The sequence below is a fragment of the Gulosibacter macacae genome (genome assembly GCF_003865375.1).
Taxonomy (GTDB): domain Bacteria; phylum Actinomycetota; class Actinomycetes; order Actinomycetales; family Microbacteriaceae; genus Gulosibacter; species Gulosibacter macacae.
This window is the reverse complement of sequence record NZ_RQVS01000003.1, coordinates 159,786-182,005: the sequence shown is the minus strand read 5'-3', so window position 1 is coordinate 182,005 and position 22,220 is coordinate 159,786. Positions and strand designations below refer to the sequence as shown.

At 64.3% G+C, this 22,220-nt stretch carries 20 protein-coding genes; 5 read left to right on the top strand and 15 right to left on the bottom strand.

From position 1 onward, the window contains the following. The first annotated feature begins 133 nt into the window (after positions 1-133). A complete protein-coding gene (locus EG850_RS03520) occupies positions 134-1,783 on the top strand; it encodes an ABC-F family ATP-binding cassette domain-containing protein (protein ID WP_124970020.1) in 1,650 nt (549 codons plus the stop codon). A 92-nt stretch (positions 1,784-1,875) separates the two neighbouring features. Here the strand turns inward: EG850_RS03520 and EG850_RS03515 are convergent, their stop codons facing one another. The 4 genes from EG850_RS03515 to EG850_RS03500 form a co-directional block, all read right to left on the bottom strand. Then, entirely contained in the window at positions 1,876-3,423 is a 1,548-nt protein-coding gene (locus EG850_RS03515) for a SulP family inorganic anion transporter (protein WP_235829197.1), read from the bottom strand. Positions 3,424-3,653: 230 nt separating this feature from the next. Then, positions 3,654-4,508: a regulatory protein RecX gene (locus tag EG850_RS03510; RefSeq protein ID WP_124970014.1), complete on the bottom strand. Its 855-nt coding sequence runs from the start codon at positions 4,506-4,508 to the stop codon at positions 3,654-3,656. A gap of 95 nt (positions 4,509-4,603) precedes the next feature. Beyond that, the gene (recA, locus tag EG850_RS03505) at positions 4,604-5,680 is read right to left on the bottom strand and encodes a recombinase RecA (RefSeq protein ID WP_124970011.1); all 1,077 of its coding nucleotides are present in this window, start codon (positions 5,678-5,680) and stop codon (positions 4,604-4,606) included. A gap of 272 nt (positions 5,681-5,952) precedes the next feature. After that, complete coding sequence (locus tag EG850_RS03500) at positions 5,953-6,201, bottom strand: DUF3046 domain-containing protein (protein ID WP_456237268.1); 249 nt, start codon at positions 6,199-6,201, stop codon at positions 5,953-5,955. A gap of 34 nt (positions 6,202-6,235) precedes the next feature. On the opposite strand from EG850_RS03500, the gene EG850_RS03495 reads away from it, so the two are divergent. Beyond that, the gene (locus EG850_RS03495; RefSeq protein ID WP_124970004.1) at positions 6,236-6,703 is read left to right on the top strand and encodes a hypothetical protein; all 468 of its coding nucleotides are present in this window, start codon (positions 6,236-6,238) and stop codon (positions 6,701-6,703) included. A gap of 77 nt (positions 6,704-6,780) precedes the next feature. On the opposite strand, the gene EG850_RS03490 is transcribed toward EG850_RS03495, so the two are convergent. From EG850_RS03490 to EG850_RS03460, 7 genes are all read right to left on the bottom strand, one after another. Further along, positions 6,781-7,116, bottom strand: coding sequence for a helix-turn-helix domain-containing protein (locus EG850_RS03490; RefSeq protein WP_124970001.1), 336 nt, complete (start codon positions 7,114-7,116; stop codon positions 6,781-6,783). Positions 7,117-7,252: 136 nt separating this feature from the next. After that, positions 7,253-7,834, bottom strand: a complete 582-nt coding sequence (locus EG850_RS03485; RefSeq protein ID WP_124969998.1) for a CinA family protein — start codon at positions 7,832-7,834, stop codon at positions 7,253-7,255. Positions 7,835-7,856: 22 nt separating this feature from the next. After that, positions 7,857-8,450, bottom strand: coding sequence for a CDP-diacylglycerol--glycerol-3-phosphate 3-phosphatidyltransferase (pgsA, locus tag EG850_RS03480; RefSeq protein ID WP_124969995.1), 594 nt, complete (start codon positions 8,448-8,450; stop codon positions 7,857-7,859). Positions 8,451-8,508: 58 nt separating this feature from the next. Further along, positions 8,509-11,427, bottom strand: coding sequence for an FtsK/SpoIIIE family DNA translocase (locus EG850_RS03475; protein ID WP_124969992.1), 2,919 nt, complete (start codon positions 11,425-11,427; stop codon positions 8,509-8,511). A 134-nt stretch (positions 11,428-11,561) separates the two neighbouring features. Further along, positions 11,562-13,271: a ribonuclease J gene (locus EG850_RS03470; protein ID WP_124969989.1), complete on the bottom strand. Its 1,710-nt coding sequence runs from the start codon at positions 13,269-13,271 to the stop codon at positions 11,562-11,564. A gap of 73 nt (positions 13,272-13,344) precedes the next feature. Next, on the bottom strand, positions 13,345-14,319 hold the full coding sequence (gene dapA / locus EG850_RS03465) for a 4-hydroxy-tetrahydrodipicolinate synthase (protein WP_124969986.1): 975 nt from the start codon (positions 14,317-14,319) through the stop codon (positions 13,345-13,347). A 17-nt stretch (positions 14,320-14,336) separates the two neighbouring features. Then, positions 14,337-15,257, bottom strand: coding sequence for a M48 family metalloprotease (locus EG850_RS03460; protein WP_124969983.1), 921 nt, complete (start codon positions 15,255-15,257; stop codon positions 14,337-14,339). Positions 15,258-15,322: 65 nt separating this feature from the next. Here EG850_RS03460 and trmB point away from each other — a divergent pair, with 65 nt between their 5' ends. Then, positions 15,323-16,228 (top strand): tRNA (guanine(46)-N(7))-methyltransferase TrmB, encoded by a 906-nt coding sequence (gene trmB, locus EG850_RS03455; RefSeq protein WP_235829196.1) that lies wholly within the window; start codon positions 15,323-15,325, stop codon positions 16,226-16,228. Here the strand turns inward: trmB and EG850_RS03450 are convergent, their stop codons facing one another. From EG850_RS03450 to EG850_RS03440, 3 genes are all read right to left on the bottom strand, one after another. Next, positions 16,229-16,663: a hypothetical protein gene (locus EG850_RS03450; protein WP_124969980.1), complete on the bottom strand. Its 435-nt coding sequence runs from the start codon at positions 16,661-16,663 to the stop codon at positions 16,229-16,231. A gap of 71 nt (positions 16,664-16,734) precedes the next feature. Beyond that, positions 16,735-17,205, bottom strand: coding sequence for a hypothetical protein (locus EG850_RS03445; RefSeq protein WP_124969977.1), 471 nt, complete (start codon positions 17,203-17,205; stop codon positions 16,735-16,737). Positions 17,206-17,275: 70 nt separating this feature from the next. After that, positions 17,276-18,799: an Hsp70 family protein gene (locus EG850_RS03440; protein ID WP_124969974.1), complete on the bottom strand. Its 1,524-nt coding sequence runs from the start codon at positions 18,797-18,799 to the stop codon at positions 17,276-17,278. 168 nt (positions 18,800-18,967) lie between these two features. On the opposite strand from EG850_RS03440, the gene EG850_RS03435 reads away from it, so the two are divergent. Continuing rightward, entirely contained in the window at positions 18,968-19,597 is a 630-nt protein-coding gene (locus tag EG850_RS03435) for a hypothetical protein (RefSeq protein ID WP_124969971.1), read from the top strand. Between the two features lie 104 nt (positions 19,598-19,701). Here EG850_RS03435 and lepA read toward each other — a convergent pair whose 3' ends face one another. Further along, the gene (gene lepA / locus EG850_RS03430) at positions 19,702-21,546 is read right to left on the bottom strand and encodes a translation elongation factor 4 (protein WP_124969968.1); all 1,845 of its coding nucleotides are present in this window, start codon (positions 21,544-21,546) and stop codon (positions 19,702-19,704) included. A gap of 230 nt (positions 21,547-21,776) precedes the next feature. Here lepA and EG850_RS13235 point away from each other — a divergent pair, with 230 nt between their 5' ends. Beyond that, positions 21,777-22,217 carry a PTS sugar transporter subunit IIA gene (locus EG850_RS13235; RefSeq protein ID WP_185714930.1) on the top strand — a complete coding sequence of 147 codons (441 nt, stop codon included), beginning with the start codon at positions 21,777-21,779 and terminating at the stop codon, positions 22,215-22,217. The last annotated feature ends 3 nt before the right edge of the window (positions 22,218-22,220 follow it).

The following is a 22,220-nucleotide window of genomic DNA, read 5'->3' as shown; positions in this document are numbered from 1 at the left end:
TTCTACGTTCGAGTGCGGCGTGTACCATCGTCGGCATGTTCCTGCGCTGATTTTCCGCCCCGCGTCTGCGGCACCGTCGCGTGCCCGCCGGGGAACTATCACAGCTCCCGGATGCATCCGGGGAGGGGATCTTATGGCACACGATGTGTCGCGCCAACGATCGGCGCAATTGCAAGCAACGGGTCTCACGGTCGTTCGCGGTGGGCGCCGCGTACTCGACGATATCGATTTCGTCGTTGGCCCCGGCGAACGAATCGGTCTCATCGGTGCGAATGGCGCCGGCAAATCAACGTTGCTCGCGGCGCTCGCGGGCCAGCTCGAACCGGATGCGGGTCTGGTGCGTTCGCCTGCGACGATTGGGCTGCTTGGCCAAGAATTAGCGCCCGCTGCGCATGTGCGTATTGGCGAGGTGATTGACGACGCAGTTGCTCCGGTGCGGGCGATTGGTGATCGGCTCGAAGCCGCGGCCCTGCAGCTTGCCGATGACGAGGATGCGGCGCGAGAGTACGAGCGCGCGCTCGCCGAGGCAGAACAGCGTGGTCTGTGGCAATTGGATGCCCGCATCGAGTCGGTGCTCGCCGGAGTCGGGCTCGGTGGCTTCGCTCGCGATCGTCCGATCGCCGAGCTGTCGGGAGGTCAGCGCCGCCGCCTGGCACTCGCGGCCCTGCTTCTCGAAGCGCCAGTCGCATTGCTGCTCGACGAACCGACGAACCACCTTGATGACTCAGCGCGCGCGTTCGTGTCGAACGAGTTGCGCAGTTGGTCTGGCCCCGTGCTCTTCGCGAGCCACGATCGTGCCTTCCTCGACGAGGTGGCGACGGGCATCGTAGATCTCGACCCTAAGGTCGGACCACACGGCGCGCGCGATGGCGTCAGGCAGGGCGCGAGGTCAAGTGGCGGGTTCAGTGCGTATCTGCGCCAACGGGCCGGCGAACTCGAACAGTGGCGAGCCGCGTTCGCGCAGGAACAGCTCGAACGGGCTCGTCTGCAGCGGGTGATCGACATCGAGGCCCGCGATATCTTTCACACGACGGAGCCGCGCGGCGAGGCTGGGGTTGCGAAGAAATTCGAGGCGGATCGGGCGGCAAAGACCGTAGGGGCGCGCCTGCGGCAGGCGCGGGCGCAGCTCGCCGCGCTCGACCGATCTCCCGTCGCACCGCCACCCGAACCGCTGCGATTCCGCGGTTTCGCGCATCGCGAGCGTGGGGGCGAGGTGCCACTCGCCGTCGTCGCCGATGCCGCGGTCGCGGGCCGGATGCAGCCGGTGAGCCTCGAGATCGCTCGCCAAGACCGCATCCTGATTGAGGGACCGAATGGCGCCGGTAAGTCGACATTGCTGGCGCTCCTTGCCGGCCAACTCGACGCGGATGCTGGTTCCGTCAAGCGGGTCGGCACCGTGGGGCTTCTCGCGCAATACGATTCCTGGCCTGACCTCGCTATGACTGCTGCGAATGCCTACCGGGCGGCGCTGCGGCGACCGGATGCAGCGCCCTCACTGTCAGAGCTGGGTTTGCTCGATGCCGAGGCGAGCGCGAAACCGCTACGCGAATTGTCGTACGGGCAGCGGCGACGGGTGGCGCTTGCCTCGCTTGTGGCCGAGCCGCCCGCGCTCTTGCTGCTGGATGAGCCGACCAACCACCTCGCGCTCGCGCTCGCGGAAGAGTTGGAACGGGTGCTTCCGCAATATCCAAGGGCCGTGGTGATCGCGAGCCACGATGTGTGGCTGCGGTCTCGCTGGGCCGGCCGTCGCATCCTGCTCGAACCGCTCACCGCGAGTGAATGAATTGGCGCAAGTGGCCCTCTCGTGACGAACTCCCCCACCCATGGGTGGGCCACTTGACCACGAGAGGGCCACTTGCCGAGAAGCGGCTTTCGCTAGCTCGCGGGTTGCCAGGGTCCACGCTCGATGTGGCTACGGGCGTGGGCCACCGCATCCTCGAGTGAGTCAAATACGTGCGCTTCGTCACGGAGCGCCGCCCGCACACCAAACGCACGCGCGACGCGCTGGTGTTCGGGCTTCAATCCCTTGAGCAGAACGGTGACGCCGCGATGCTCGAACGTGTGAATGATATCGACGAGGGCGTTCGCCCCGGTCGCATCGAGTCCGCTCAAGTGCGAGAGCCGAATGATGACGACCTCGATGCCAGTGAACTCATTGAACTCACGCTGCAGTCGGTCGGCCGCGCCGAAAAACATTGCGCCATCAATTCGAACGAGCGCGATGCGTTCATCACCGGGAAGCCGCTCGCCCGGCAGTGACTCACGGCGCACGCCGGCCTGATCAGCGACGTGCTTGAGCGCCACGATCGCCGCCAACACCAAACCGATTTGAATAGCAACGATGAGGTCGAACGCCAAGGTGATCGCAGCGGTGAGAAAGAAGATGAGCACATCGGCCCGACTCGCCTTGAAGATTGACCGCACCGTTTCGGGCGACACCATGCGGGTGGCGGTCGCCATGAGCACTCCCGCGAGAGCAGCGAGCGGGATGTGGGCGACGAGCGTCGAGCCGAGGTAGATGACCACGAGCAAGAGCACACCGTGAACGATGGCACTCAGGCGCGTGCGTGCCCCTGATTTCACATTGACTGCCGTGCGGGCAATGGCGCCAGTCGCAGGCATGCCGCCAAACAGCCCGGATGCGATTGACGCGAGACCCTGCCCGCTGAGTTCGCGGTCGGGTGAGTAGGGGCCGGTGTCGGCCATGCGTGAGGCGACGCGGGCCGAGAGCAGGGATTCGATGGCCGCGAGGACTGCGATGCCGAAGGCTGGCATGGCAAGCTCTCCGAGCCGTGCCAGGTCGAAGCTCGGGAGCGCGGGCGCGGGCAATGCGGTCGGGAGTGTGCCGATGGTGGGCACCGGCAGCGTGAACACGAACGTCGCGACGGTGGCGAGGATCACCGCCACCAAGCTCGCCGGAATCGCCGGGTGCACTTTGGGCAGCAGCAGGATGAGGCCCCAGACTCCCGCGACGATGGCGAGCGTGACGAGCGCGGTCCCCCAATCAGCGGTCCCGAACGCTGCAATGGCCGCGAGCCCCGGATTCATCCCAACGGATGCGGTCGTGCCGAGTGCCATTGGCACCTGTTGCAAGAAGATGATCGCGGCGATGCCGAGGGTGAAGCCCTCGACAACGGTCCAGGGAATGAGTGACACCGCTCGTCCGAGACCGCTGAGTCCCATGACGACGAGGAGTACGCCCGCCATGAGCGCGAGTAGCGGCACCGATTCTGCCCCGTGCACGGCCACGACCGGTGCGAGGATGACCGCCATAGCGCCCGTGGGTCCCGACACCTGCACATTCGAACCGCCGAAGATGGCCGCGACGATGCCGGCCACGACCGCGGTCACGAGTCCCGCGGCTGCGGAGACGCCGGAGGAGATACCAAAGGCGAGGGCAAGCGGGAGCGCGACAATTGCCACCGTGATACCGGCAGTGACGTCAACGCGCCAAGTACGGCCTAGCTGCGCGTAATCGTTGCGTTGCGGGAGGATGCGCTGGGCAAGTGTGCTGACAACGCGCGTGCTTCTCGGGGAGGCGGACAGGACAATGCACCCCTTTCAGGGCGGTTGCGCCCGGTCATGGCGCCACAATCGACGACCATCTCCAGTCTAGTCAGCGGCGCCTCGCAGCAGACATGCGCCTCAGCACGCTAGTCGCTGAGTGCGGTGCGGACAGCTCGGGTGGCGAGTTCGCCGCCAAAGCCGCGACGGGCGAGGTAACCGTGGATGCGTCGAAATGCGGTGTCGTAGTCGAGTCCTCTGCTACGTCGAGCACGCTCGCGCGCGAGGTCGAGGGCCCTTTCGTACTCGTCGTCGACATCGAGGTCACCAAGCACTTCGGCGATGATGTCGTCGGCGATGCCGAGCTTTCGCAGTTCGAGCCGCATCGTGCCTTGCCCGAGGCCTTTGCGCGCGAACTTGCCGTCGCGAAGTTGTTCGGCGAAAACGCGGTCGTTGAGGTAGCCGAGCTCTTGCATCCGGTCGAGGATGTTCTCGATATCGAGCTCGCCGAGTCCTTCGAACATCTCGCGCAAATAGCGCCGGGCGTCGCGAATTGAATGTGGTGCCCTGCCGAGCCAGCGCACGAGCAGATCGCTGGCGCCGGCGATGAGATCTGCGTTCCCCGCACTCCCCGGAAGCGCCGTGACGTTCGAGGGAGAGTGTGCGTGGGTGTGGGCTTCCTGATCGGCTTCATCATCGCTTGGTCGGAACTGCACGCGGCTACGTCCGCCAAGCTTCCGCACGTTCCCCGCCGGGCGCAATTGCTCGCGCCGCCGTGGCTCCGTCTCAGCGGCCGGCTCGTCTTGCGCAGCAACCGCGTGCTCGACTCGCTCGCGAGTCTCAACCGCGCGGATGCGCTGCTGCAGAGTAGAGATGGTGTCGGTTGCGCCGTCACTTTCAGCTGCGTCCCGATCGGCGTCTGGCTCAGCCTGCTGGCGCGCATCAGTCCGTTGCCACGCACCGGGGAAGGCGATGACCTCGGCGAGATGGTCGTCTGTTGTCATTCGTTTGTCTCCCGCTCAACATCGACACAGGGGTGCCCGATCAGCTCCAGACCGGACACCCCTGTATCGACTTCAATTAAGCACCGAGTCGTTACCTAAGCACCGAGTCGTTCTTCGAAGCTGTCAGCGTCGAGCACCTCGCCCGTGGCCGGGTCGATGACGCCGGCGTTCGGGTCTTCGCGAATGCCGAGCTTGATGAGGATGCGGTCTTCAATCTCAGCGGCAACCTCGGGGTTCTCGAGGAGGTAGCGGCGAGCATTTTCCTTGCCCTGGCCGAGCTGGTCGCCGTCGTAGGTGAACCACGATCCCGACTTCGTCACGATGCCGTGGTCGACACCGTAGTCAATGAGCGAGCCCTCGCGCGAGATGCCGACGCCGAAGAGGATGTCGAACTCGGCCTGCTTGAAGGGCGGTGCCATCTTGTTCTTGACGACCTTGACGCGGGTGCGGTTGCCGACTGCGTCGGAGCCGTCCTTGAGCGTCTCGATACGGCGGATGTCGAGTCGCACCGAGGCGTAGAACTTCAGTGCCTTACCGCCCGAGGTGGTTTCGGGGCTACCGAAGAACACGCCGACCTTTTCACGCAGCTGGTTGATGAAGATCGCAGTGGTCTTGGTCTGGCTCAGCCCACCGGTGAGCTTGCGTAGCGCCTGCGACATGAGGCGCGCCTGCAGACCAACATGGGTGTCACCCATCTCGCCTTCGATCTCAGCACGCGGCGTGAGGGCCGCCACCGAGTCGATGACCACGAGGTCGACGGCACCCGAGCGCACGAGCATGTCGGTGATCTCGAGGGCCTGCTCACCCGTGTCGGGCTGCGAGACAAGCAGCTGGTCGATGTCGACGCCAAGCTTCTGGGCGTAGTCGGGGTCGAGTGCGTGCTCAGCGTCAATGAAGGCGGCGATGCCGCCCTGGCGCTGCACATTGGCGATGGCGTGCAGGGCAACCGTCGTCTTACCGGACGATTCCGGACCGTAGATCTCAACGATGCGACCACGGGGAAGACCACCAATGCCGAGCGCAGCGTCAAGCGCAATCGAACCGGTCGGAATAATTTCGACGGGGGCGCGCTCTTCACTCCCGAGGCGCATGACCGAGCCCTTACCGAAGTGACGGTCGATCTGAGAAAGTGCGGATTCGAGGGCCTTTTCGCGGTCCTTAGGTGCGGCCATGGGGTGCTCTCCTTATGAGTCGTGTCGTTGTCGCCTGCAGGCTGCCTCGCGCTGATGGAGAGCGCTTCGACAAGGCGGATTGGTCCGCTTTCGACCTGACGCCCACAGGTTAGGTTGAGCCTCCGACATTCGCTCGGCGCACACCTACCCCTGTGGATGAATGGCCGTCCACAGCACCTGCGGTAGACACTACGCGAGTTAGAACAGGTGTTCGAATGATTTCGAGTCGGCGTGTCGAAATCTCGAATATCTGCATCCTTGCGACTACCGCCCTAGCGGCGCGGATCGAGTCGCCCGACGCCATACCAACGATCGCGAGGCACATCCATGGCAGCGCACAGCGCTTCCCACACACGACGCGGATCCTCGCCAGCATCAAGGGCTTCCTGCGCCGTGCGATCGGCGAGCGCGTCAAGCACCACATCGCGCACCACGGTCGCACCATAGGCCGCACCAAATTCGTCGGCCACGGCCCGCTGAAACTCACTCGTACGCATCCGAATATCGTACTTGCGGCCCATTGGTTCACCGCACCGCGCTCGATAGCGTGCACACATGATTATTTGGCGCGGATGGGGCGGGCTCGCCCTTGGAATCCCTGGGTTGCTCATTGCTATCGCACTCGCGATCGCAAGCGCGGCGAAGATGCTCGACGGTGCTGGCGGAATCTTCGTCGCGGTCGCCGCCATCATCGGTGCGGCCCTCGCGTTCCTGGTGGGCGTGCGCTTCAACCGCACGGGCCCCGAGCAGAAGCTCGATGAGTGGACCGTCGCACGCACCGAAGAGTTGCGTCGCATTGTTGCGCAGGCTCCCGTGCAACTCTCGCCTCAGTTCGCGGTGCCAACCTCGCAAGAAGAGGCGTTCGCGCAGGTCGACGCGCTCGTCGCGCAAGAGCGACTGCAGGTACGCCCGCGATTCATCGATCAGCACACGCTCTTCTTCATCCCGATGCAGTTTGCGGCCATCGCCGTGGGCGCCGGTTTCACCGCCCTCGGCATCTATCTCTTCATGCAGGGCAACTAGGGCGCACAGGGCGACCAACGCACAAATGACGGGGTCCGCATCCGAATGGATGCGGACCCCGTCATCATTGCGAACTGTTAGTTCGCGACCTTCTCAACCGGGCCCACCTGGGCCACGAGCTCTTCAGGAATCGTGTCGGGAATCACGGGCGCGAAGCGACGCTCGCGCAGTTCGCGACGCTCGTGCTGCGCGATGCGATTACCCACCTGGTGATAAATGTCCGAAAGCGGAGTGTCGAGGGCTTCCGCCACCGAAGCGAGAATCTCGCTCGAGGCCTCTTTCTGCCCGCGCTCAATCTCCGAGAGGTAGCCCAGCGCCACCGATGCGCGACCTGCCACCTGTCGAAGCGTGTCGCCACGGCGCAGCCGAACGTCACGGAGCACTTCGCCCATTTCATGTCGTGCTAGCACCATTTCGGCACCTCCTTTCGCGGCATTGCCGCAGTTCACTGCGACGCTACGGTAATTACCTGAGCGTCGCGATCTTGCACTCTACAACCGCGAGTGCCAATTTTGCATTCCCGGTCATGCGAATAAGTTCAGCCAACACTCAGACTTCGGCGTTTGGGCCGGTCTCGACCTGCTCCGCCAGATGCTCAAGGAGGTTGAATAGTGCCGCCTCAATGGTGGCAAAGCGGATGCGCTGACGCGAGCCAACAGGGTCATCGAGCCGCACGAGATTGCTGAAGTCGAGTTCGACGACGCGCTCACCCCAGAGTGACGAGATGCCGACGAAGACCGTGCCTGCGGGCTTGCCATCGGCAGAGTCAGGCCCCGCCACGCCGGTCGTCGACAGACCGATATCGGCGTGTTGCCCGGCAACCGCCATGACTTCGCGCACGCGAGCAGCCATCTGTCGCGCCACCTCGGGATCAACTGCCCCGCGGTCGAGCAGGAGTTCGCGATCAACGCCGAGCACGGTGTGCTTGAGCGCCGTGTGATACGCCACCACTCCCCCGCGGAAGGATGCCGAGATTCCCGGCACCCGCACGAGTTCGGCGGCAAGCCCGCCACCAGTGAGCGACTCGGCCACGGCGATGGTGAGCCGTGCATCCAAGAGGATCTGCGCGACTTCGCGGGTACGCTCCAGCGCGAGGTTCGCCGGGTTCGGTTCGTGAGCATCCTGGGTCATCGTTGACACCTCCGTGGTCGGCTTAGGCGGCCGGTCGCTTCCAGTATGCGCGCACGAGATAGTCAAGACCCGACCAAAGCGTGCTCACGAGCGCTGCGGCCATGAGCACGGTGTTGACCCAGTGCATCCAGTCACCAAACAGCGCCGGGAAGGGTGCGATGGCAAAGGCTATGGCCACCGATTGCAGCACGGTCTTGAGCTTGCCGCCGCGCCCGGCGGGGAGCACGATGCGGCGCACTTCGATGAGTCGCCAGACTGTGATGCCGAGTTCGCGGAACAGGATGAGGCCGGTTACCCACCAGGGCAACTCGCCCAGCCACGAGAGGGTAACGAGGGCCGCGCCGGTAAGTGCCTTGTCAGCAATCGGATCGAGCAGCTTGCCGAGGTCAGAGATGAGGTTTCGACTGCGTGCGAGGTGACCGTCGATGGCGTCGGAGCCGATGCCCACGACAAAGAGCGCGAGCGCCAGCCAACGCAGCGGCCCACCCGCACCCCCGTCGGCAATGAGCGCCCACACCATCGCTGGGGCGAACAGGATGCGCACCATCGTGATGACGTTCGGCACCGACCAGGAACTGACTGGCCCCTCACCGACTCGCCAAATGCGCTTGCCCATTGCTTCTCACTCTCATGCGCGACCGTTCTTGTCAGTCACGCGGCTGTCGCCCGATTCGCTAGTCGCGACCGGTCAGGCTCCACGCGTCATTGTCATCGTCGTCGGCCTCGACCTCTTCCAGCCCATCGTATTGGGCGGCCACGAGGTCGTCGGGTTCACGGTAGTCGTCCGCATCGCTGTAGTCGCCGCCACCGGCAGGAGGATCTTCGCCGCGGAGCATTGCCAGCACCTGCGGCAACTCTTCCGGCGTCACCAGCACATCGCGGGCCTTCGAGCCCTCCGAGGGCCCGACAATCTCACGCGATTCGAGCAGGTCCATGAGCCGGCCCGCCTTCGCAAACCCGACGCGAAGCTTGCGCTGCAGCATCGAGGTCGAACCGAATTGCGAGTTGACGATGAGTTCGGCCGCAGCCAGCAGATGCTCGAGGTCGTCACCGATATCGGAGTCGATTTCACGCTTCTCGGCGGGTGCCGCCACATCGGTGCGGTACTCGGGCCGCGCCTGCTGCTTGACGTGCTTGACGACCGAGTGAATCTCGTCATCACCAACCCATGCGCCCTGCACACGGATTGGCTTCTGCCCGGCCGGTGAGAATAGCGCGTCACCCTGGCCGATGAGCGTCTCAGCGCCCACCTGGTCGAGGATGACTCGGGAGTCGGTCGAACTCGTCACCGCGAAGGCCAGACGCGAGGGCACGTTGGCCTTAATGAGACCGGTGACGACGTCGACCGACGGACGCTGCGTCGCGAGCACAAGGTGAATACCGGCGGCGCGGGCGAGCTGGGTGATGCGCACGATCGAGTCTTCGACGTCGCGCGGTGCCACCATCATGAGCTCGGCGAGCTCGTCGACCACGACGAGCAGGTAGGGATAGGGCTTGAGTTTGCGCTTCGAGCCCTCTGGCACCTCGACCTCGCCAGCGCGAATTGCGGCATTGAAGTCATCGACGTGACGGAACCCGAAGTTCTCAAGGTCGTCGTACCGCATCTCCATTTCCTTCACGACCCATTGCAGCGCTTCAGCTGCCTTCTTCGGGTTCGTGATGATCGGAGTGATGAGGTGAGGCACGCCAGCATACGGCGTGAGTTCCACGCGCTTCGGGTCGACGAGCACCATGCGCACTTCGCTCGGCTTCGAGCGCATGAGGAGCGACACGATCATCGAGTTCACAAAGCTCGACTTACCCGAGCCGGTCGAACCAGCAACGAGCAGGTGCGGCATCTTTGCGAGGTTCGCAACCACGAAGCCGCCCTCGACATCCTTGCCAACCCCGATGGTCATCGGGTGCCCGGCCTTGAGTGCCTTCTGTGAGGCGAGCACATCACCGAGCGCCACAACTTCGCGGTCGGGGTTTGGAATCTCGACACCAATGGCCGATTTGCCGGGGATCGGCGAGAGGATGCGCACCTGGTTCGATCGCACCGCGTAGGCGATGTTCTTCGAAAGCTGCGTGACCTTTTCGACCTTGGTGCCCGGGGCAACCTCGACCTCGTAGCGCGTGACCGTGGGACCGCGCGAGAAGCCAGTGACCTTGGCGTCGACGTTGAACGACTCGAACGTTTGGTTGAGCGCCTCGATGACCGTGTCATTCGCCTCGGTACGCGCCTTCGATGGGGCGCCGCGTTCAAGCAGCGTCGTCACCGGTAGGCGGTACTCGTCGGTCTGATCTTCCGCACGCGAATCCCAGCTCGCGGTGGCGTCGTCATCATCCTCAACGGCCGCGAGCGCATCCGCCTCAGTCGGCTCACCGGTGGTGCTCGGCGCCGCAGCGCTCGTTGTCGGCAACTTCAGCGTCGGATTGGCGCCGGCGTCCGGCAGCGACGGGATCACCGTGGTCGGCTGTTCGCTCGCCGGGGTCGCGCGCCGGGTCACTGAGCGCGCGTTGGCACCCTCGTAGTCGATTGGCGCTTCGGGCTCGCCGAAGAGATCGTCGAGGCCGTCGGCGTCGTCACTCAGGCCGTGCGGCGAGTTGCTGTCGCTCGGCGGCTGCACCTCACCGAGTCCGGTCATATCGAGCAGGGTCGTCGTCGACTCGGAACGCGGCTTGCGTCCGCGACGCTTGGGGCGTGCATCCAATTGCTGTTCGTCGGCGCCCTCGCGGTTGGCGGGGTCGACGAGCGGCGTGTCATAGGCGGGGTCAACTTCGCGACCCGAGTCATTGCGGCGCCACCACGGCACCGAATCATCGCCAGAATCGAGCGCTTCGCCGGTATTGGCATCGACCCTGACCGGGTCGTTGCCGGTCGAGGTCGCCGGGTACGCCCCGAACATCCACTGCCAACCCGCTCGGATGCGCTGCGGCAACTGGCGGGGCGGAGTCTTGGTGATGATGAACAGGCTGAGGAGGAAGATGAGCGCGAGCAGAATCGTGGCGCCGATCCTCGTGATCAAGAAGCCCAGCGGTGCCCCAACGATCCAGCCGAACACGCCGCCCGCATTCGCGAGCAGCGGCATCCCCTGCGCGGGCTGCGGTTCGCCGCCGTGCAGGTGGCAGATGGCCGAAGCACTAAAGAGCGCCAGAGCGAGTCCGGTGAGGATGCGGCCATTGTCATTGACGCTCGCGGGATGCAGGAAGAGCCAGATCGCGAGCGAGGCGAAGACGACCGGGAGGGCGTAGGCGACGACGCCGAACAACCCTCCGAAGGTGTAGGCGTTGAACGCCATCGCCACCGGCTGGCCCGGGAAGAACCACACGACCACCGCTCCGATGATCGAAAGCAGGAGCAGTACGGTCGGCAAATTGTCGCGGCGGTCTTCTTTGGCAATATCGTCGCGCCCGAGTGAGCGGACCATACCGCCGATCGCGTGCGCGAAGCCATTCCAGGCGCGCGCACCGAGCCCGAGCTCGTCGTCGGTGAACTGCACCTTCGTGTCATTCGCGCGCGCATCGGTCTTCTTTCGCGCACCAGAACCACGGCCGGATGCGGATCCGCCCGTGCTTTGGTTTCGGGCGCGCTTGGGCGCTGTGCTTGACATGGGCTCCACGCTAACCGCCGCCACCGACATCCGCCCGGATCAACGGCGGAGCGTTGCAGTTTGGCTCACGTGGAGGGGCTGTGGAGGTACCAGTACCTCCACAGCCCCTCCACGTGAGTGAGACGAACTCGACTTCAGTCGTCGAGGTGCGAGAACGTCACGATCGGCACGATCATCGGCCGACGACGCTGCTTCGTCGCGGCCCAGCGGCCCACCACGCGACGCACCGCCTGCGAAAGCCGGTACTTGTCGCGCACACCGTCATCAAGTGCATCCTCGAGGGCCTTGCGCACCGTGGGAATGAGCGGCTCGAAGACCGAGTCATCGGGCGCGAAGGCGCGCGCGTGAATCTCGGGACCAGCAACGATGTCGCCATTGGTTGGGTCGACCACGGCGTAGATCGAGATGAAGCCTTCTTCGGCGAGGACGCGACGGTCCTTGAGGTCATCTTCGGTGACCTCGCCGACAGTCTTACCGTCAACGTAGACATAACCGATCGGTACCTGGCCGACCTTTTCAGGAATGCCGTCGACCATTTCAATGACGCCACCGTTTTCGGTGATCACCATGTGGTCTTCGGGCACACCCGAAAGTGCCGCAATGCGCGAGTTCGCCACGAGGTGGCGGTATTCGCCGTGCACTGGCATCGCGTAGTTCGGCTTGATCACGTTGTAGCAGGCAAGCAGTTCGTCGGCGAAGCCGTGGCCCGAAACGTGCACGCGAGCGTTGCCCTTGTGAATGACGTCGGCGCCGGCCTTCATGAGGTTGTTGATCATGTTCGACACTGGCACCTCATTGCCGGGCACGAGGCTCGACGCGAGAATTACGCGGTCACCGTCACGCACCTCGATGGCGTGGTCACCACTTGCGATGCGGTTGAGCACGGCGAGCGTTTCACCCTGCGAACCGGTGCAAATGAACACGACCTGGTTATCGGGCAGTTGCAGTGCCTTCTTGTAGTCGATGATCGTGCCCTCGGGCGCGTGCAAATAGCCGAGGTCAAGCGCGATACCCATATTGCGGGTCATCGAGCGGCCCACGAGTGCCACCTTGCGTCGCGCTGCCACCGCGGCGTTGATGACGTGCTGCACGCGGTGCACGTGGCTCGCGAAGCTGGCCACCAGCACCTTGCCTTCGGCGGTGCGCACACCCTCGTGAATGGCCGGGCCCACCGAACGTTCCGAACCCGAGTGACCGGGTACTTCAGCGTTCGTGGAGTCGCAGAGGAAGAGGTCAACCCCCTGCTCACCGAGGCGACCAAAGGCGCGTAGGTCAGTGAGACGACCATCCATCGGCGTCGGGTCGAGCTTGATATCGGCGGTGTGAATGAACGTGCCCGCCTTCGTCGACACGTGCACCGCGAGCGAGTCGGGAATCGAGTGGTTCACGGCGATGAATTCGCAAGTGAACGGCCCGAACGACTCAACGTCGCCCTCGCGCACCGTGAGCGTGTAGGGCTTGATGCGGTGCTCACGCAACTTCGCCTCGACGAGTGCGAGCGTGAGCGCCGAACCAATAAGTGGGATGTCTGGCTTGCGCTTGAGCAGGTAAGGCACGCCGCCGATGTGGTCTTCGTGACCGTGCGTGAGGAAGATACCGACGACGTCATCGAGTCGATCCATCACCGATTCAATATCGGGCAGGATGAGGTCGACGCCCGGCTGCGTCGACTCGGGGAAGAGCACGCCGCAGTCGATGATGAGGATCTTGCCATCGATCTCGAATGAGGTCATATTGCGGCCGACTTCACCGAGCCCGCCGTGCGGGATGATCCGCAGCACATCACGTTGCAGCTTCGGCAACGTGATGGGTCGAGTGTCGGTGAGTGAACCTGCGTCAGTCATAGAGTGCCTGTCAGTCGGGCGGTTCACTCCCCCGCCAGAGCGTGGCGAGCGGTGCATCCGCGTTTGATGCGCGCTAGCGCGTGGTGCCCGCGATCTTCGGCAGAGCGCCGCCAGCGGCAGCGTTGCGGTCGGGGCGGAAGTTGGTGAAGTCGACACCCTCAAGGTTGCGCACCTGAGCAACGTCGTCCTCGATGAGCGTGGCTTCCCACTCTTCGGGGCCGACGAGCGGCAGGCGCACGCGCGGTGTCGAAATACGGCCGAGGCCGTGCAAGAGGTACTTCGTCGAGACGGTACCGGGAATGTGTGTCATCGTTGCGCGGGCGAGCGGTTCGAGCAGCTTGTGCTCGGCAGTCGCGGTCGCGAGGTCGCCACGGTTCACGGCGTCGACGATGGTGCGGTAGGGCTGCGGCGCAATGTTCGCCGTTACGCCGATGAGGCCCGAATAGCCGATAGCGAGCGCCGGCAAGACCATCGGGTCGTCGCCCGAGAAGTAGAGCAGATCGGTTTCGTTAAGGACGCGCGAAGCCTCGGCAAGGTCGCCCTTCGCATCCTTCACGGCGAGAATACTCGGATGCTTCGCGAGCCGCAGGATCGTCTCGTACTTGATCGGCACGCCCGCGCGGCCGGGGATGTCGTAGAGGATCATCGGCAGGTCGGTCGCGTCAGCGACCATACGGAAGTGGGTGAGCACACCGGCCTGGGTGGGCTTGTTGTAGTAGGGCGTCACCGCCATGATCGCGTCGGCACCGACGCGCTCCGACTGCTTCGCGAGCTGAATTGCGTGCGCGGTTTCGTTCGAGGGGCCACCCTGGATGATCTTGGCTCGGTTGCCTGCGACCGCCTTCGCCACCTCGACGAGCTTGAGCTTCTCGTCGTCGGTCAGTGTCGAGGTTTCGCCGGTGGTTCCCGACACGACGATGCCGTCTACCCCACCATCGACGAGGGCGGCCACATGCCGCTCCACGTCGGTCCAGGCGACCTCGCCGTCGTGGTCCATGGGGGTAATCAGGGCGACCAGTACTTGGCCGAAGGGGTTGTCTGCACTCACCCCACCAGGGTACTCGTTTAGAGATGATGCTGGTCTGGCCGCGGTGGGAAGAGCACGCGCCCGCGCGGATACGGCGGCAGAATGGCGCGCATCCGCCACGACACCGGTGGCCGCCCGGAGAGTAGGTTGGCAAGCACGACGAACACACCCGATCGGTGAAATGCCTCACGGTGCATGGCTTCGGGACTCACGCGCAGGTAGTTGTCACGTCCGATTGCCATGGCTGCGAGTGCGCGAATGGCGTCGGTTGGTGCGATTCGGGCCGCCACCCGGTCGGCTGTGTACTCCTGCGGCCGACTCACGAGCCCGCCAATGATCGGCACGTCGAGCAGCCACGATGTCGCGAGCATCCGCGAATAGTTGCCGTGCCCGGCGACCACGTGGCCGACCTCATGCGCAATTGCAAAGTCGAGCACTTGTGGCGTGCCGTGATGCTCGCACTCGGCATAGAGATCGGAGCTCACGAGCACGATGTCGCGGGCGCCCTTGTCGACTCGGCAGGGCTCATAGCCGCCGACCGAGGTGAGGTAGGCGCGCGGCGTGCGTGCCAATCCGGCCGCGCGGGAGATGTCGACGATGCGCGCATGCAATTCGGGAAACTGCTCGACCGTGATCGGCAGACCGTCGATCCGCGGCTGCGCCCGTCGCAATCCGCGAATGAACAAGAGCGCGATGGGGACACCGAGCGCGGCAATGACCGTCGAGGTGAAGTCATCGATCTGCTCAGGCTGTTCGAGGATCACATAGCCAATGAGGAAGATCGCGAGCAGGATCGTCGCGATATTGATGGTGGCGTGGAGGCCGACGGCTGGCCGTTCAAGGAGATGCCGTTCGGGGAGCCGCGGCTTGTTGAGTCGGCGCGGTGCGCTCTGCTCCCGCCGACGGCGACGCGGCGCTGCGTCGGTCGGCTCAGCTGCATCAGGCCGGGGTGCGCTCATGATGCCTTGATCGTAGCGAGTGCGGTCCGCGCGTCATCCCTCGCGCATCCGGGACAATAGAGCCCATGACTGACGCCGAATCGACGCCAACGCCTGGGATCTACGCCAAGGGCAATCTGCCGCCCGACGCACGCTCGCGAGTGAAGTCGTTCACGCTGCGCGGCCAGCGGATGGCGCGTGATTTCGAAGACGTGCTCGAGGAGCACGGTCCGCGCTATCTCATCCCCGTGGAACCTGGCCCCGCGACCGCATCGATCGCTGACTCATTCGTAGATTTGGATGCAGCATTCGGCCGCCGCGCGCCCCTCGTCGTCGAGATCGGGCCGGGCAATGGCGAGCAGCTCGCGCACGCCGCCGCTGCGCATCCCGAGTGGAACTTCTTGGCGGTCGAGGGCTGGCACCCGGGCGCGGCACGCTGTGTCGCCAACGCGGCACGTGCCGGTGTCAACAATGTGCGCATCCTCGAAGCCGATGCGGCGCAGGCGCTCCCGATCGTGTTCGGTCTCGAAGTGGTCGACGACCCCGAGATGGTTGCCGGTGGTTTTGGCGTGGATGCGTATGGCACGGGCGTCACGACCGGCGCGGTCGACGCCTCGCGGCCGGGCGCGGCAAACCCCCGCGCGCAGGAGGCCTGGACATTCTTCCCCGACCCCTGGCGCAAGGCGCGCCACCACAAGCGTCGACTCGTGAGCGAAGTGTTCGCACGCACAGTCGCCGGGATGCTCGAGCCAGGTGGAATCTGGCGGCTCGCGACTGACTGGCGCGACTACGCCTGGCAAATGCGCGATGTGGTTGAAGCGAGTGAGCACTTCGACAATCCGCACCTTGGTGAGCGGCCGGATGCAGAAGACCCGGAGCCTGCGCGCGGCGGGTTCGCGCCGCGGTTCGAGGGACGGTTGCTCACGCACTTCGAGGAGCGCGGTCACGCCGCCGGGCGAGTGCCGCACGACATCGTCGGCGTGCGCCGGTAGCTAGAGCGGTGCCGGGCACTGCCCCTGCAACTCGACGGTGATTAACCCTGCCTCGCCTGACAGGGTGCCCTTGACGATGAATTGTTGCCCTTCGATCCGCATAGATGGTGCGGCGATGTCGGCGTTGTCGGGGGTCCATACGTAGGAGTCACCCTCGTTGTTGAAGTACATCGACGTGACTTGGTGCGCCTGAGTGAAATAGACGGCCGCGTTGTGGGTGCCGAAGGTTTCGCCCCCGGGTGGCAAGACGATGAGGCGATCTCCCGGTTGGCAGTCGACTGCGACGCGATCACCACCAAGTTCAACACCGTCGACGATGAAGTGGGTCAGCGAACCACCCTCGTAGCCATCCTGCGGAACGTTCTCGCAACCGGTGAGGGTCGCACTGATCAACCCGATCAGCGCGAGTACGATCCCCATTCGCCCGGCACGCATATCGCCAAGGTACGACGGCCCTACGACATTTCGCGTCCGCCGCCGGTTGGACTCGACTCGCCCGCGTGCGCCTAATTGCTCGGGGTCGCGGTAACGATGGGTTCGGGGCAGCTGCCAATCGCGACCACCTGCGTGATCTTGCCCGACGCATCGGCCACTGCACCGGCAAGCGTGAAGTCAGTGCCGTCAAACACAAACGCGGGTGCTGCCGTGCCGTCGTCCGCGAGCCACTGCGAGGTGCTGTCACCAAACTTGAGGTCGAACTCAGTGGGTGTGCGCTGCTCGTCGAAGTAGGCGATGACGTACTCGATCTCATTCGGATTCGCGGCATCGGGCCCCGGCACGATGACGATTTTGCCGGAGTCGAGATAGCACATGGCCGCGAAACCCCCGATGCTCGCGGCGACCCCATCAATGGACACTGCGGCTACTGTGCCCTCTTCGTGGATGACAATGCGGTCATCACCCGCGCAACCCGAGAGCGCACCGGTGATCAGCACGGTTCCCGCGATCGCGGCGACATAGCGGTGGTGACGAGACATGCCTCAACTGTCACCGCATTCCGTGCCCAGTTCGTCGGCACGCGGGATGAAACTGGATGCGGCCCAAGGCTCAGGCGCGCTCGACCGAACGCTCGACGACGTAACCCTCATCAACAAGTTCGATGCGAATCGAGGCGATGCCATTCGCATCCACGCGCACGGTTTCTTCGACAAGCGGACCGTCTTCGCGGCGTTCGACCGGAACCGCAGCGAGGTCGCGACCGTCACGCAATGCTGGATCAAACGGCACGATGACATCGACGAGCGGAGTGAGATCACCCGTCGACTCCCCCGACGCATCCAGCGCCGAGTATTCGACGAAGCGGAACCAGCCGACATTGTGCGCGGCTCGGTAACGACGCGACGCGAAAATGGCGCCGCCGTCATCGAAACTCGCCGCGGGTTCGACGAGTGGGTCGAATGACACGGTGCGGCCAGCATCCTGTTCGCGAAAGATACCGATACCGCGCGCGAGTCGATCGCGCAGGCGATAACCCGACTCGGGGTCGGCCGCGATCGCAAGACCAATGGCCGTGGATGCGCCGGGATACGGCGAGCGATGCACCCGACGCCCGAACTCTTCACGCAGCACCCGGGGCACGAGCGGCAGTCCGCTCGCGCCGCCGACGAGGTAGATGCCGGCGATTTCGGTATCAGCGAGGGTGCCGGGCTCGGTTTCGCCGATGAGTGGGCGCATAGCGTCAATCGAGCGATCAATGAGCGGGGTCGCCGCCTCGTAGAACTCGTCGACCGGCACCGTGACATCGTCGTCGCCCAGTTCGAGCACCATGCGCCGCGACTGCGGCGCGAGGCGTTCTTTCGCAGTGCGAGCCTCGTCGAGCAAACGCCCGCGGGCGCGATCGCCAAAGACATCACCGTCGCGACCGGCGGCCGCGAGCGCAAGATCGGCCAGCACTTCATCGAAGTCATCGCCGCCGAGGCGGGCAACGCCGAGTGAACGCACTATCTCGTGATCGGTGCCGTCGATGCGCACGAGCGAGGCATCGAAGGTGCCGCCGCCCATGTCGTACACGACCACACTTGTGCGCTTGGAGTTGATTCCGCGCGGGTGCCGGTGGGTGTACTCAAAAGCCGCAGCACTCGGCTCGTTGACCAGGGCGAGGACGCGCACACCCGCGCGCGAAAACGCGTCAAGGGTCAACAGTCGCTGGGCACTGTGGGCGTTCGCGGGCACACCGACGACGGCCTCAATTTCGCCGTCACTCCCGTGTTCACCGTCACTCCCCTGCGCAAACAGCGGGCTCCGGCGGATGCGTTCGACCACGTGCGCGGCAAACGTCGCGAGCACTTCGCCGAGCCGACGTTCTTGGTCACCGATGGCGACGAGCGTCTCGGCCGTGACATCGGGCCGGGCGAGGAGGCGCTTGAACGAGCGTGCGAGGAGCGGTCGGCCCTGTGCGTGGCGCAACGCTTCCCAACCCGCGACGAGCCGGTCGCCGTCGAGCGCGACCACGCTCGGGATGTGGTCGTGTTGGTCGTCGTCGATGTCGTCGATGCCGACGACCGGGTAGTTACCCCGATCGACCGCCGCGACGATCGTGCGGGTCGTGCCGAAGTCGATACCGAATCGCATGAGCCCGACCGTAGCAAGCGCGGGCAACCGAGCGCTGGCGTCGGCGTGTCTTCACCGACGACTCGGATGCAACCATTCGTGCAGACAGCATCCGTCGCCCGTGCGATGACGTCAACGACAAATCCGGGTGAACTGGAAGGGTTCCATTTTTCTACGAAAGCTCAGCTCATGTCACGCCGTTCACTCCTTCTGCCCCTCACCACCCTTGCCGCCAGCGCGCTCCTACTCAGTGGATGCGCCGGAGGAGGAAGTGATCGTGACGGATCGAACAACAGCGAGGTGATCGCTGCCGCACGCACTGCCGATGTCACCACCCCCGGCTCGATCGTCGCGTTTGGTGAGCCGGCCCGGTTCGTCATTGGCTCGGATGCAACCGGGCGCTTCGAGGTCGTGATCAACGCGCCGACTGCTGGCGATGACGCCTGGTATGCCGGCCAGCAGATCTTCGACGATCACATCGCCTCGGGCGGAAGCCTCGCCATTGTGACCTACACGATTACGGCACTCGATGATGCTGCGGCAGCGGTGACGAACTCGAAGATCGATGTCTCGCCGTACGGGTATGAGGGCGACGGCATCAACGGCATCGGCACCGGCTATGGCGTCAACGAACGAGGCGTTGACGAATGCCTGGCGCACGACCCCGCGACGCCCTTGGCTGTTGGAGAGTCAGCGACCGGTTGCCTGCCGCTGCTCGTCGATCTGCCGAAGGGTGAGTTGCCGCCGCTCGTCGGGATGCGTGGCGACGGCGACTTCGCGATCTACGACTCGGTGTACTGGGATGCCGGGGAGCAGTAGGTAAATAGCGAGGTCTCGATACAGCCTTCGGCCTACTCGACCACCCAGGCCATTTGGTTGGTCGAGTAGGAGCGAAGCGACGGATCGAGACCCTGCCAGTCCGCCTACTTCTTCTTTTCTTCGACGTCTCCCGAAAGCGCGGCGATGAAGGCTTCCTGCGGCACTTCCACGCGACCGATGGTCTTCATGCGCTTCTTGCCTTCCTTCTGCTTCTCGAGCAGCTTGCGCTTACGCGAGATGTCGCCGCCGTAACACTTCGCAAGCACATCCTTGCGAATGGCGCGAATGTTTTCGCGGGCGATGATGCGCGCACCAATCGCCGCCTGAATCGGCACCTCGAACTGCTGGCGAGGGATGAGCTTGCGCAAGCGCTCGGCCATCATCGTGCCGTAGCTGTACGCCTTGTCCTTGTGCACGATCGCGCTGAACGCATCCACCCGCTCGCCCTGAAGCAGAATGTCGACCTTGACGAGGTCGGCAGCTTGGTCACCAATCGGCTCATAGTCGAGCGAGGCATAGCCCTGGGTGCGTGACTTCAACTGGTCGAAGAAGTCGAAGACGATCTCGCCGAGCGGCAGTGTGTAACGCAGCTCGACGCGCTGCTCCGAGAGGTAGTCCATCGAGATGAGCGAGCCGCGGCGCGATTCACACAGCTCCATGATCTTGCCGACGTACTCCTTCGGCGCCAAGATTGAGGCCCGCACCACCGGCTCACGCACCTCGTTGATCTTGCCCTCCGGGTACTCCGAGGGGTTCGTCACATGGTGCTCAGTGCCGTCTTCGACGACGACGTCGTAAGGCACCGACGGTGCAGTGGTGATGAGGTCGAGGTCGAACTCGCGTGAAAGCCGCTCGGTGATGATCTCGAGGTGGAGTAGTCCCAGGAAGCCAACGCGGAAGCCGAAACCGAGCGCGACCGAAGTTTCGGGCTCGTAGTTGAGTGCCGCATCCTCGAGCTTGAGCTTGTCGAGTGCCTCGCGCAGCTCGGGGTAATCGCTTGCGTCAATCGGATAGAGACCCGAGAACACCATGGGCTTCGGCTCAACATAGCCGGGGAGCGCCTCTTCGGCGGGCTTTACTGCCGAGGTGACGGTGTCGCCCACCTTCGACTGGCGCACGTCCTTCACGCCGGTAATGAGGTAGCCGACTTCACCGACGCCGAGACCCTTTGCCTTCTTCGGCTCGGGCGCCGAAACCCCAAGCTCCAGCAGTTCGTGGGTCGTGCCGGTCGAGATCATCCGCAGCTTTTCGCGCTCGACGATCGAGCCGTCGACCATGCGCACATACGTGACCACACCGCGGTAGGCGTCGTAGACCGAGTCGAAGATGAGCGCGCGAGCCGGTGCATCCGGGTTGCCCTGCGGCTGCGGGATGCGCTCGACAATGCGGTCGAGAAGCGCGTCGACACCCACGCCGGTCTTGCCGCTTACGCGCAACACGTCATCGGGCGTGCCACCGATGAGGTTGGCGATTTCTTCGGCATAGCGCTCGGGGTCAGCGGCCGGCAGGTCAATCTTGTTGAGCACCGGGATGACCTCGAGGTCGTTTTCGAGCGCGAGATAAAGGTTCGCGAGCGTCTGGGCTTCGATGCCCTGCGCTGCATCCACGAGCAACACCGCACCCTCACAGGCCGCGAGCGAGCGCGATACCTCGTACGAGAAGTCGACGTGACCGGGGGTGTCGATCATGTTGAGGATGTAGTCATCACCCTCGAGATGCCAGGGCATGCGCACGGCCTGCGACTTGATGGTGATGCCGCGCTCGCGCTCGAGATCCATCTTGTCGAGGTATTGCGCGCGCATAACGCGATCTTCGACCGACCCGGTGAGCTGCAGCATCCGGTCGGCCAGCGTCGACTTCCCGTGGTCGATGTGCGCAATGATGCAGAAATTGCGGATGCGCTCGGCGGGAGTTTCGAGCGGCTGCAGGATCTTGGGTTGGTTCGGCATGGTGCCTGCCATTGTCCCATGACCGGGGCGGATGCGTTGCCGCGCCGTGCTTCGAGATCCTCAGCAGACCTGCTTCGAGAACCTCAGCAGACCTGCTTCGAGAACCTCAGCACTTAGGCGTTTCTAATCAACGAGAACGTTGTTGACTAGTGACACGAAATCCTGTGAGTTGTTGATGAATGTCCTAAGCTGTTTGTCAAATTAGTCACTTCCGTCACAGGGAGGTTTCGTTGTCTCAAGATCTACTGCCCGAATCCGCAATTCGCTTTGGCGTCGCGGCCGAAGATTGGCGTGCGGCGGTACGAGCGGCGGGTGACGCCCTCGTCGCGGCTGGCACGACCACCGATGCCTACACCGACGCCATGATCGAAGCGGTCGAAACACTTGGGCCGTACATCGTCGTCGCCCCGGGGTTCGCACTCGCGCACGCCCGTCCATCCGAAGCCGTCAAGCGCACTGGGCTGAGCTGGGTCACCCTCGCGGAGCCCGTCGAGTTCGGCAGCAAGAACAATGACCCCGTCACCCTCGTCGTCGGACTCGCGGCCTTTGACCACGATGAGCACCTCCAGGTCATGTCAAAGCTTGCTGGCGTGCTCGCCAATCAGGCGAAGCTCGCCGAGTTGAAAGCTTCTACCGACCCGGCCGAAGTGCGCGCCGCGCTCCTCGGCTAATCC